The organism is Vibrio sp. L5-1 (assembly GCF_021728315.1).
GTDB lineage: Bacteria > Pseudomonadota > Gammaproteobacteria > Enterobacterales > Vibrionaceae > Vibrio > Vibrio splendidus_K.
In genome coordinates this window covers 63,999-75,724 of record NZ_JAKKCQ010000002.1, presented here as the reverse complement: position 1 = coordinate 75,724, position 11,726 = coordinate 63,999, and the positions used below count along the sequence as shown (strand labels likewise).

The following is an 11,726-nucleotide window of genomic DNA, read 5'->3' as shown; positions in this document are numbered from 1 at the left end:
GTCTTGTTTATTTGTTATCTACCGCATGCAATCTCTTAACAAACTATAGATGTACTTCTCGCGTTGTTGGTCACGCCGGAGTACATGTTAATGGTGACTATATTGATAACGACTATGTTGAGTTTTTGTCTGATACTTATGATGAACATCCAAAGTTAACTGAAACCAGCCTCTTTTCTTTCAAGCAAGGCTTTGATTGAACGATCTGCGAGTTCTAATAATTCGTCAACTCGTCGAAATGCTGCATCATGATTCTGTTCTAAACATTGCTTCTCTAAGGCGCGAGCTAACTCACCCAAAGGGCGATTACCTAATGAGAGTGCTGTGCTGCCGAGAGTGTGTACCTCGAATTCTAGTGTTTGAGCGTCGTTCTGAGCGACAGCCTCTTTTATGGCGACCAAGCGTGTTTGTGATTCTTCAACATAATGGTCGATCAAGATCGGGATAATATCCGCACTTGTATCTCGAATCATTTGCTCTAGAACGCTTTCATCAACAAGCTCGCTAACTTCTTGTGAGTTTAGATGTGCAGCTGTGTCTGACGCTAAAGTGGAATTCATCAAACTAAGTCCTTCTATTGAGCCTAATATCCATGAGTACTAATAAGTTCTAGTCATTTTCTAGAATAATTTCAACTGCTTGCCGTATAAACAGAGCAATTAATTACTATCTCACTCATCTTGCTACAGGGTTTGTGACAAGCCTAACGGACTGATTTAATTTTGTTTTCTCTTATGAAATATAAACTTAGGTGCTTATAAACGTAAGGGGCGGGTAGAGCTCAGGAGAAAACGAGGCCGATACAAATAAAAAGACCACTGCAGTGAATTAACAACAGTGGTCTTGGAGGGGTTAAGTAGTTTAGGCTACGAAGCTTTATCAATCTTTGGCTTTGGGTCAGCTTCTACTTCTTCCTCGCTACTTTCAGAGAAGATATCAGCAACGGCGCTTCTCTCTAATTCACCCTTCAGATTTCCATCTTCGTCGACAACTGGAAGGGAGTAGTCACAAGACATGGTGTCTGGTAGAACTTCTTCAATGACCGCATCAGGTAAAACAGCAGGAACCTCTTCGTAAATCTCATCACTGAAGTCATGAACAGAGGCATCTTCAACGGCGTCTTGTAGGCTCTCTTGTGTGACTAGGCCTTGATAGCCGTCATCCGTTACGTGATAAGCGTAATCGTTTTTCAGCATCTTCATTTGTGCCAGAGCACCTTCAATCGTTTCTGAAGTGATTCGATAGAGAGGAGGCTGCATAACCGTTTCAACCGTCAATGCACGAGCACGGTTTACGTCTTTAACGAACGCCTCTACATAGTCATCGGCTGGATTCAGCAGAATCTCATGTGGTGTGCCTTGTTGTACCAACTCGCCATCTTTCAAAATTGCGATTCGATCGCCGAGACGGAGTGCTTCATCCAAATCGTGGGTGATGAAAACAATCGTCTTATGAAGCTTCTGTTGAAGTTCGATAAGCTGATCTTGCATTTCACTTCGAATCAAAGGGTCGAGTGCCGAAAAGGCTTCATCCATTAACAAGATTTCAGCGTTAGTACACAGAGCGCGAGAAAGGCCAACACGTTGTTGCTGACCACCAGAAAGCTGGGCAGGGTACTGCTTGCCGTAACCTTTCAAACCCACTGTTTCTAACCATTCATTGGCTTTTGCTAAACGGTCTTCTTTTTTGATGCCTTGTACTTCCAACCCGTACGCAACGTTTTCTACCACGGTGCGATGAGGCATTAAGCCAAAGCGTTGGAATACCATCGACATTTTATGACGGCGGAACTCTTCTAATTGCTTGGTGTTGAGGCTCATTACATCAATGCCTTCGACCATGATTTTACCCTGAGTTGGGTCAATTAAACGGTTGAAGTGGCGAATTAGAGTCGATTTACCCGAGCCAGAAAGCCCCATGATAACGAAGATTTCACCGCGGTTAATCTCGAGATTAATCTCTTTTAAACCGACGGTATGACCTGTGTCCGCAAGAATCTGATCTTTGTGTTCGCCGTTCTGAACTCGGTTCATAACAGACATCGGTTTCGGTCCAAACACTTTGTATAGACCACTAATTTCAATCAATGGTTTAGTCATGCTTGAGTCCTCCTAAATGCGCATTGGTTCTTCTTGCGTATGCCTGGGAAGCGCGGTCAAAAAGAATTGCGAGGGCAACAATGGCGAAACCATTCATCAAGCCTAATGTGAAATATTGGTTGGTGATGGATTTAAGAACTGGTTGTCCTAGGCCTTTCACGCCAATCATGGATGCGATAACAACCATAGACAGTGCCATCATGATGGTTTGGTTGATACCCGCCATGATCGTTGGCATTGCTAGAGGGAGTTGAACACCCCATAAGCGTTGTTTTTTGCTCGCACCAAATGCGGTAGCGGCTTCAAGAACTTCTTTGTCGACCAAGCGTATGCCTAGGTTGGTTAAACGAATCACGGGTGGGATAGCGTAGATAACCACGGCGATTAGACCTGGAATTTTACCGATGCCGAGTAACATCACCACTGGGATCAAGTAAACGAATGCTGGCATGGTTTGCATGATATCAAGCATCGGTGTAACGATAGATTGAGCTCGATTTGAACGAGCCATCGCAATACCAATCGGAATGCCTAAGAATATCGAAACCAAGGTACAAACAGTAATGATACTGAGCGTCCGCATGGTGTCTTCCCACATTCCAAAGTAACCAATAAGGAGCAAAGAAACGACACAACCTAAAGCCAGTTTCCAAGAACGACTCGCGGCGTAGACAAGGCTGGTACAAACGGCGAGGACTATAATCCAAGGGGTTGAGATAAGAAGTTTTTCAAACCAAACAAGGAATGAAAGAAGAGGGTCAAATAGAGATTCAATCATTTCACCGTATTCACGAGAGAATTCACGGTATGCGCCATCTAGCGTCTTTTTTATGGTTCGTAAATCAGCGCGTTCCATCTCTGGAAAGCTTGATAACCAATTGGTGTCAGCCATTTTATATCCTTATAGTTCGGAGCCGCTTGTTCATGCGATGAGGTATCGCCTATGAAAAGGGCTCCGAATCATGAATAACATCAAGTATAGCGACGTTATTTCCGTATTATTGAAGCGTAATTGCTTATTATTAAACCAAGCTCTTACAGCTCTGCTTCAACTTTCTTAGCGATTTCTTGAGAAACCCATGGGTGCCATATTTCTGGGAACTCACTCAAGAAATGGATACTCGCTTCTTCGCCATCCGCTTGGTTGTCTTCCATCCAAGCAAGAAGTGAGTTCATTTTGTCGTTAGTGAAACCACGTTTAGTGAAGTAGTCGTAAGCCTCTGGTGCTCTCGATGCGAAGTCTTCTGTAGTGACTGTGTGCACTGGTGAAGGTGGGTACATGGTCGCTTTAGGTGAATCACAGTCTTCTTTAGTGGTACAAGTTAGGAACTCTTGCTCATTAACACCACTGCCAAAGTCAACTTTAACCATGTCGTATTTACCTAGAACGGCAGTTGGCGCCCAGTAATAACCAAACCAAGCTTCTTCGCGCTCATAAGCTTTTGCGATAGAGCCAGATAAGCCGGCACTCGAGCCTGGATCAACAATCGTGAAACCACTGTCTTCCAGCTCAAGAGCGTTAAACAAGTTTCCGGCGCTGATCTGACAGTTCCAGCCTGCTGGGCAACTGTAGAATGCTGATGTATCTGGGTCTTCAGGGTGCTTAAACAAGCTAGCGTTTTTACGTACACCTTCGATGGTTGCCATCTCTGGGTATTGTTTAACTAAGTAAGCTGGAACCCAAAAGCCTTCTTCACCACCATTCACAAGTGCTTTACCTGCGTAGCGAAGACGTTTTTCTTGGACACCTTTGTCCAATGCATCTTTTAAGCTGTTGCTCCAAAGTTCAGGTGCAACATCAGGCTGGCCTTTTTCAATCATGGATGTGCCTGTTGGCATGGTGTCGCCAGGGATAAGTTCAGCATCACACCCATAACCATGTTCTAGGATGAATTGGTCGATATTGGCGATCAGTGTTGCAGAGTTCCAGTTCATATCTGCGATTGTTACGCTGCCACATTCTCCAGCGTTAGCATTACCGCTGGCTGCTGCTACTAACAAAAATACGGAGCTTAACTTGTATTTCATATTGAGTTTCCTTTCTCTTTAATAATACAACTAAGGTAACCAAGGTAAATCGATTATCTAAATTGCTCGATGGTGATCCTTTCCGTGTATTTGAACCATTTGAGCAGAAGGAGGGATGGGTGAAGTTTGAATAGATAAACGTGCAAAGTCAGTGAAGTGTGATTTGCCAATTCATCCACTGTGTTTCAACAGCCATCGGATAACTTTGTCAAACTATTACAAATTCGTCAAAAACCACCTCTATTTATAATCTTAGGGAATAATCGTACGAATTCCATCTTTGATGCGATTTACATGGCACTTTAACCGTCTGTGTCACATTACCGCTAAAGTTAGGCATGGGGCTGTTGATTTCTGAAGGGATTTAAAGGTGGTAAGACCATGGTTGGCGTGTGTGAAATGCGTTGAATGGTTTTTAAAATCTTATTTTCAATAATAATTTCGCCAAAAACACCCAATTTGGTTTTGGGGCATTTAGAGCTGTCACGGCATGAAATTTAATAGGATAGGTGGCTGTCATGGTATCAATGACAGCCATACAGTTGTACAAGAAAGCTATAGTTGTACAAGAAAGTTACAGTGGCACGGAAAAGTTACATCGGCAGGTTTAAAAACTCATTTTGATACAGCTTGTTTGCCAAGCTATCGCGAAGTTTAGTTGGAAGGAATTTCATTCGATTGATTTGTCTTACCAGCTCTTGTGCAAAGCTAGGAGTTTGTTTCATGTTCATCACACTGCCCATTAGATTGATACTCTGTGCATCAAGCAGCTTTTTCGCTTGTTCTAGGTGGTGAGTTGACGTTTCACCATAGGCGACAACCATCAATGTGCTGTCACAGGCACTCGCAACAGACTGTGCAGGGATATTCCCTTTGTTAATGTTGAGAAGCGGTGAGGTATCAATGATGACTCTATCGTATTTCTCTAACCATTTGTTCACTACTGTTTGTAGCGTTGTCGGGTCTTTATAAGCAAGCTGTGTTGATGCCACTTGAGGTGCCGGGACACCAATGAACATCCGGTGAGACTCAACATGTTCTATTAACTGCCCCTGTTGACTGTCTTCTAACATGTTCAAATCTTTGAAAGCGGGGTTGTATAAGTTGAGGTCAACATAAAGCGTGGAGTGACCAGCAAGAAGAAAACGTTCCGCTAATGCAGTTGCAACAGAGGTTACCCCGTCACCTGAGTGACAGGCCGTCACACAAATCGATTTCTGACCGTTAAGTTCAGAAGCTAAATACAGTTGCTCGACTTCGGCATGGGTTGCTGAAATAGTCATTATAAAGCTCCTATTAGTACGATGGTGGTCGTAATACGTAGTATGTCATCTAATCCGACACGTGCTTTTTCGATAAAGCTTTCACGACGATCTGGGATGTAAATGGTGTCACCAGCGCGTAGCACAGGTAAGTTGTAAATATTGGCTGTTTTGCTGAACTCAACAAGGTCGAAGGTACGAGCTTGACCTTGGCAACAAGACATATTCACAATGGTAATTTTCTCTACGTAAGCATTGTCAGTAGGGCCTGCCGCTTCTGCCAATATATCTAGAATGGTCATGTTGTCGTTAAACACATAGCGACCTGGGTTGTTAATCGCACCAAGCACACGAACTGTTTCTTCTTTCGGTGTGTCTAACCAGTTCTTACCTTTCTCTGGGATATAAATGGTGTCACCGGTGGTTACATTGGGCAGTAATGATTCGTCACCGGTTTCAAAGTACAGTGAAAGATTGAGTTTGCTTACTTTAGAGTAGGTTTTATCACGATGCGTGACACGAACGTTGTGTATATCGGCATCCTTAGTAGGGCCGTCAGCCGCAGACAAGATATCAAGGAAGTGCATGTCTTTGGTGAAGCGGTAACGACCCGGTGCATTCACTTGTCCAAAAATGTAGATCGAAGCATCAGAGCTTTGACGTACCCATTGAGATTTATTGTCTGAAGGGTCTTGTGGTAAGTCGTGGACACGGACGATAGATCCTGCACGAATTTGCGGCATCAGATCTCGTGGCGCGCCATTTCTGATGAAATCATCAAGATTAAACACAACCATCTTTCTACCCGTCACGACTTCAATTTTTGAGGTGTCAGCACGTAACGTAGGACCGCCGACGTGAGCCAATAATCCCATGAAGTTCATTTCATCTGACCATTCAATACGACCTGGTCGGTTGACTTCACCGATAACGTTAACCGCTCTGTCTGGTGCAATCTTCAACCAAGACTTCTCGTTCATGTCGGTTTTCTCTGGAACGAAAATAGCGTCACCGGCTTTAATGCTCGGTGGATTAGAATTAGGTAGACCTTCTGTGTAAGCCGCTAAATCGAATTTAAGGACTCTGCCATCCGCCTTGATCACACGTATTTGGCGCGATTCTGCAAATCGAGTCGGACCGCCAGCATTCGCAAGGATATCCATGAAGGTGGCGTCTCTTTTTCCTTCAAAAGCACCGGGAGCGGCAACTTCACCCATGACGTAAACCATGTTTGCGCCGGATTTGATCTCTTCTTCTTGCTTCGGCACAAAAATGGTTGCACCCGGGCGTAAGATTGGAAGTAGGCTTTCGTCACCAGAATCTAAATAACGTTTAAGGTTGAATAGCGTAGGCGTGTTGTTTGAAATTACTCGTATTTGCTCAACACTGGCATAACGAGTCACACCGCCCGAGCGCATTAGTACGTCGACAAGATCGGTGCTCTCTTTATAAGTGAACGAACCCGGTGCGTTGACCTCGCCAAATACTTTGATTGAATTGCGAGAGTCAGCACTGTCACCAGAGTTAGCAAGCTTTGCTGCGTCGAACTCTTGTTCAATATTGCCTACTAATGGCGATGCTGGAACAAAAAGCGAATCCAGTGATTGCAGAGTAGGTAGCGTTGATTCGTCACCTGAATCAAGGAAGCGCTTATAGTTAAACTCTTTCTTGTCCGCGCCTCGCTTGAGAATCAATTTGTCCAGTTGTGCTCCCGGGCGTAATCCACCGGCTGCGTAAAGCGCCATTTGGATGCTAGAACCCAATGACAGTGTGTATTCGCCAGGCTGTTCTACATAACCTTGAACGTAAATAATGATTTGTTGTTCTTTGACGTACACCGAAGCGTTTGAAAGGTCTTTATAAGCGGTTGCCAGTGATTCTAGAACGACTTTGTTAAGCTGCTCACTGTCATAACCGGCAACAAATACGGCGCCAACTTCAGGAAGTGTAATACGTCCACGTTTATCCACTTGGAACCCTGTGTTTAACGTACTTTCACCGGGTACGTTAACTTGGATAAGGTCACCGACTTGAACCGCGTCTGAAAACTCTTCGCTCGCATTCACGACATTCGTAAAGCATAACGATAGAGTGATGATAAAAGCGATCAATGATTTCATAATCCACCTCCCATTTTCTCGGCATTTTTAGGGGAGATAACTTCGATACTTACTCGACGGTTCGTTAAACGAGTGCCGTCAGACTCACCCTCAAAAAGGGGGACGGTTTCACCAACAGATACTGCCTTGATTCGCTGAGCACCTAAGCCAAAAATAGTCAGGTAGCGTTCGACTTGTTTAGCACGTCCAAGTGCCAAATCATCGTTAAATTTTTCGGTACCCGTAGCATCGGCATGACCCGTAACTACAAGGTCTAGAGATTTATGTTCTTTCAGTAGTGTGGTCGCCTCGGCAAGTCGTCCCATGTACTTGGGATTGACTTCAGTAGAGTTTTCCGCGAATTGGTTGTCAACGTTAAGCAGGTCGTACAACTGTTCGATAACCGACAATTGCATTCTAAATTGGTTTTCATTTTTTGGTGGTTCACAGCGGGCTTGTGAGGTCACATAGTCGAGTTGGACTTCAAGTTCATTTAAGCGTTTTCTTTGAATGACTAGGTCGTTGGCCGCATCTAGAAGCAGGCCACCTTGCAGTTCACGAGCGATACGATTTTGCTTCTCTATCGCTTGCACAACAGCAGCGGGGAAGCACCAACGGGCGCCTTCTTGAATCAAGGCATCAAGATGTAATTTAGCCAGTTGCCAATCAAAACGTAATCCGTGTTCAGGACCAAGAGGTTCGTCTGGCATCACAGGAGAAAAGTCGGAATTTTGGTAATTAATAGAGTCATAACTTTCAGCCAAACCGCCGGTGCCTTGTTCAGGGTAGCTAGTACAGCCACCTAGAACCAAAGCAGACAGAGAAAGGGCTATGTAGTTTTTCAGTATTTTCATGCCAACGTCCTATGTTTTTACTTTTTATTATTATGTTTTGTTACTTCTAGCTTAGTGGATCTTCATGAATTTGTAGGATTTTTTGAATTTACTGGAATAGCGTGGCCAATGCGTAGCAAGTTCATAATTTCAAGAGGCTGGCCAGTCACATTTTCAAGTCGCATGTTGCGCTCACGCTCAGTTAGGCGTTTGAACATGTAAACAATCGCGCCAACACCAGATGAATCTAAAAACTCAACTTGGCTAAAATCAACTTCGATTTCAGGGTGGCCATCATTTGAGATTACATCGTCAATATCGGTCTGAGCATCACGGCTACCTGCTGCATCTAAATCACCGAAGATAGAAAGAGTCAGTGTCGTTGTATTTAAATCAATCTTACGTAGTTCCATAGCGATATCTCCTTTTGAGTATGTATGGACAATTGCACTGAATGTGCCAACTTTTATGTTTATATTTTTCAATAACTTAAATAAAGCGCTAATCTCTATCTCATATTGAGAAAGTCGGTTTCTCAATATGAGAACTAAAAATGGGTGAACATTTGAGACCCATAAGTCATTAATTATATGAATGAAATTGAAAGTTAAATAAGGTTGATGTGTGGATCGCATCTTCTAGCAAAGGTTGTCTACCTACGTGTCAGAACGCTTAGGATTAAAGGCGTTTGTTGACCACTACAGATATCAATACGGAGCAGATGATGAGATTAACTAAATTGGCGATAGCAACTCTATGGGCGTGTTCGCTTTCTTCTCATTCATCCTATTTACCTCCCGACCATTTGGTACTGGCCAATACATACCAACAAGGCATTGATGTCTCTGAATACTGGAAGAGTGAAAAGCTTGATGGGATTCGGGCTCTTTGGGACGGACAACACCTTTATACTCGAAACGGGAATCGCATTTACTCACCGAAGTGGTTTACAAAAAACTTGCCTAAGGTACATCTCGAAGGGGAGTTGTGGGCAGGAAGAGGTCAGTTCCACTTAGTCCAATCTACCGTCCTCGATCATACGCCTAGTGACGTAGCGTGGCGCCAAATAGATTTCATGCTGTTTGATATGCCAGGGGCTGCTGGTGATTATCAAAAGCGCTATTACAACATCTTGCATTGGGTAAGCATGATTGGAGAACCTCATGTCAGCTACATCGAACATGTACCGATTCACAATGAAGAAGCTCTTTTCCATCAACTCGATAATGTCGATGAGAGTAATGGTGAAGGTTTGATGCTTCGTAAGATCACCAGTCGCTATCAAGCCGGTCGAAGTAATGACCTTTTAAAGCTTAAAAGGCATCACGATGCAGAAGCCACGGTTATTGGTTACAAAGGCGGAACAGGGAAGTATAAAGGGATGATGGGTTCGATTTTGGTTCACACAGAAGAGGGTGTTGAATTTTATATTGGAAGCGGGTTCAGTGACCAGATGAGACTTGCACCGCCTGAAATTGGCAGTCAAATCACCTTCCGGTATAACGGCTTTACGCAAAACGGAAAGCCCAAGTTTGCGCGCTTTGTTCGAGAAAAGAGTGAGTATTAATCTCCTGAGTATAAACTAATCGCCCCTAAATTATTTACAGCCGTAAGCGAAAAGAGCCCTGAAAATCAGAGCTCTTTTTGTATGTAATAACGGCGATACCGGTTTAGCGAGTACGAATCTAACGAGAGCTAAATTCTAGCTGAACATCATCGTCTTGTTTATGCATCCAATGCAAACGCATACCCAGCATAATGGCAGCTGATGTTAGGCCGACAATGAAACCAATCCAGAAGCCATGTGCGCCCATAGGTTCAACAATCCAATCTTTCATTCCTAAGATGTAGCCGATAGGAAGACCAAGTAACCAATACGCTACGAAGGTAATGTTGAAGATCGAACGCATGTCTTTGTATCCACGCAAAGCACCTGCAGCGATAACTTGGATTGCATCGGTACATTGATAAACCGCAGCGAACAATAGCAATTGCATTGCAACGGTAACTACTGCCGTGTTCTCCGTGTAAAGTAACGAAACCTGCTCTCTAAACAATACTGTTAATGCCGCTGTCATAAAGGCGGTTACCAAACCGACGATGATACCCACGTGTGTTGCGATCTTCGCACCTTCAGTGTTGTTTTCACCCAACTTATGGCCAACACGAATACTCACGGCGGCACCGATACTCATTGGAATCATAAATACGAGAGAAGAGAAGTTAATCGCGACTTGGTGTGCGGCAACAACCAATGAACCTAATGGGGCAACTAATAAGGAAACCACAGCGAATAGCGTGACCTCGAAGAAGATAGCGGCAGCAACTGGAAAACCAAGTCTAAACAAACGAATTTGAGCTTTAAGTTGAGGTTTGTGGAACGTCCCGAAGATGTTGATTTTAGCCAAACGCTTTGATGTTAAAACATAAGCGAACAACAGTGCAAACATCACCCAATAGACGATAGCCGTTGCAACGCCACAGCCAACACCACCAAGAGCAGGGGCTCCAAGTTTCCCGTATACGAACATCCAGTTTAGCGGAATGTTTAATAGCAAGCCGATAAAACCGATCACCATGGCAGGCTTAGTTAAAGACATGCCATCCGTAAAACTTCTCAATGTTTGGAACAGCAAAAACGCAGGCACAGCAAACATCACCGCGTTCATATAGCCGATGGTCTTATCTGCCATGAGTTGCTCAATGTCCATCCATTCCAATATCAGCTGCGTTTGGAACAGCACGCCAATGATAGGTAACGAGATGACGAGTGCCAAAAATGCACCTTGCTGAATCTCAAATGGGATTTTGACTTGGCGGCCTGAACCGTTCAGTTGTGCAACAACAGGAACCAACGCCATCAAAAGACCTACACCAAATAAGATTGATGGTAGCCAGATACTTGCTGCAATCGAAACCGCTGCCATATCGATAGCACTTACACCACCGGCCATCACGGTATCAACAAAACCCATTCCAGTTTGTGCAACAGATGCGATCAATACTGGGGTCGCAAGTTTGATTAGATTCGAGGATTCTTCTTTGTAACGATGCACAAACAACTCCAAATAAGAGGGAAAATTAGAATAATAGTGTAGGAAAGGACATTCTGAAGGAATCAGAGGCAATGATCTTAAGCTTCCACTGGACGAATCATAAAGAAATGTCACAATAACTGCTATGAAAAACTGTTATTAGGGCGTGTTGATCGTTCGAGCTGATTTTTGCAGCGAATTGCTGGGTATTAATACAAGGCAGAGGCTTTGATGTGTAGCTAGCCTACATGAGAAGCCGATAACGTAGTATAAATGACCAGCAAACGCTGCCCGAAGGGTTCGGCTAAAAGCGTTTTACTCTTTGTTGAGGGAGATTTGCTTAGGATGCTAGGCTACTTCCCCCTCGCCG

The 11,726-nt window shown here is 43.9% G+C and carries 10 protein-coding genes; 1 reads left to right on the top strand and 9 read right to left on the bottom strand.

Going from position 1 to position 11,726, the window contains the following annotated elements; all coding sequences use genetic code 11:
- Positions 1 to 155: 155 nt before the first annotated feature.
- From L3V35_RS06920 to L3V35_RS06885, 8 genes are all read right to left on the bottom strand, one after another.
- A complete protein-coding gene (locus L3V35_RS06920; protein ID WP_237299016.1) occupies positions 156 to 560 on the bottom strand; it encodes an Hpt domain-containing protein in 405 nt (134 codons plus the stop codon).
- A 306-nt stretch (positions 561 to 866) separates the two neighbouring features.
- Positions 867 to 2,099: a glycine betaine/L-proline ABC transporter ATP-binding protein gene (locus L3V35_RS06915; protein WP_054547761.1), complete on the bottom strand. Its 1,233-nt coding sequence runs from the start codon at positions 2,097 to 2,099 to the stop codon at positions 867 to 869.
- Positions 2,092 to 2,991, bottom strand: coding sequence for a proline/glycine betaine ABC transporter permease (locus tag L3V35_RS06910; RefSeq protein WP_054547760.1), 900 nt, complete (start codon positions 2,989 to 2,991; stop codon positions 2,092 to 2,094). The genes L3V35_RS06915 and L3V35_RS06910 overlap by 8 nt, the downstream gene beginning before the upstream one ends.
- A gap of 143 nt (positions 2,992 to 3,134) precedes the next feature.
- Complete coding sequence (locus L3V35_RS06905; protein ID WP_054547759.1) at positions 3,135 to 4,127, bottom strand: ABC transporter substrate-binding protein; 993 nt, start codon at positions 4,125 to 4,127, stop codon at positions 3,135 to 3,137.
- A 593-nt stretch (positions 4,128 to 4,720) separates the two neighbouring features.
- A complete protein-coding gene (locus tag L3V35_RS06900; protein ID WP_065205216.1) occupies positions 4,721 to 5,410 on the bottom strand; it encodes a tyrosine-protein kinase family protein in 690 nt (229 codons plus the stop codon).
- Positions 5,410 to 7,509 (bottom strand): SLBB domain-containing protein, encoded by a 2,100-nt coding sequence (locus L3V35_RS06895; protein WP_054547757.1) that lies wholly within the window; start codon positions 7,507 to 7,509, stop codon positions 5,410 to 5,412. The genes L3V35_RS06900 and L3V35_RS06895 overlap by 1 nt, the downstream gene beginning before the upstream one ends.
- Positions 7,506 to 8,342, bottom strand: a complete 837-nt coding sequence (locus L3V35_RS06890; protein WP_017086732.1) for an OmpA family protein — start codon at positions 8,340 to 8,342, stop codon at positions 7,506 to 7,508. Before L3V35_RS06890 ends, L3V35_RS06895 begins: the two co-directional genes overlap by 4 nt.
- Before the next feature lie 62 nt (positions 8,343 to 8,404).
- The gene (locus L3V35_RS06885) at positions 8,405 to 8,734 is read right to left on the bottom strand and encodes an STAS domain-containing protein (RefSeq protein WP_004733793.1); all 330 of its coding nucleotides are present in this window, start codon (positions 8,732 to 8,734) and stop codon (positions 8,405 to 8,407) included.
- A 311-nt stretch (positions 8,735 to 9,045) separates the two neighbouring features.
- Here L3V35_RS06885 and L3V35_RS06880 point away from each other — a divergent pair, with 311 nt between their 5' ends.
- Positions 9,046 to 9,888 (top strand): DNA ligase, encoded by an 843-nt coding sequence (locus L3V35_RS06880; RefSeq protein ID WP_029405054.1) that lies wholly within the window; start codon positions 9,046 to 9,048, stop codon positions 9,886 to 9,888.
- Positions 9,889 to 10,006: 118 nt separating this feature from the next.
- Here the strand turns inward: L3V35_RS06880 and L3V35_RS06875 are convergent, their stop codons facing one another.
- On the bottom strand, positions 10,007 to 11,377 hold the full coding sequence (locus L3V35_RS06875; RefSeq protein ID WP_004733791.1) for an MATE family efflux transporter: 1,371 nt from the start codon (positions 11,375 to 11,377) through the stop codon (positions 10,007 to 10,009).
- Between the last annotated feature and the right edge of the window lie 349 nt (positions 11,378 to 11,726).

Excerpts from the sequence above, each read along its gene's own strand:
- L3V35_RS06920 (WP_237299016.1), bottom strand. The coding sequence starts at position 560 with ATGAATTCCACTTTAGCGTCAGACACAGCTGCACATCTAAACTCACAA.
- L3V35_RS06915 (WP_054547761.1), bottom strand. The coding sequence starts at position 2,099 with ATGACTAAACCATTGATTGAAATTAGTGGTCTATACAAAGTGTTTGGA.
- L3V35_RS06910 (WP_054547760.1), bottom strand. The coding sequence starts at position 2,991 with ATGGCTGACACCAATTGGTTATCAAGCTTTCCAGAGATGGAACGCGCT.
- L3V35_RS06905 (WP_054547759.1), bottom strand. The coding sequence starts at position 4,127 with ATGAAATACAAGTTAAGCTCCGTATTTTTGTTAGTAGCAGCAGCCAGC.
- L3V35_RS06900 (WP_065205216.1), bottom strand. The coding sequence starts at position 5,410 with ATGACTATTTCAGCAACCCATGCCGAAGTCGAGCAACTGTATTTAGCT.
- L3V35_RS06895 (WP_054547757.1), bottom strand. The coding sequence starts at position 7,509 with ATGAAATCATTGATCGCTTTTATCATCACTCTATCGTTATGCTTTACG.
- L3V35_RS06890 (WP_017086732.1), bottom strand. The coding sequence starts at position 8,342 with ATGAAAATACTGAAAAACTACATAGCCCTTTCTCTGTCTGCTTTGGTT.
- L3V35_RS06885 (WP_004733793.1), bottom strand. The coding sequence starts at position 8,734 with ATGGAACTACGTAAGATTGATTTAAATACAACGACACTGACTCTTTCT.
- L3V35_RS06880 (WP_029405054.1), top strand. The coding sequence starts at position 9,046 with ATGAGATTAACTAAATTGGCGATAGCAACTCTATGGGCGTGTTCGCTT.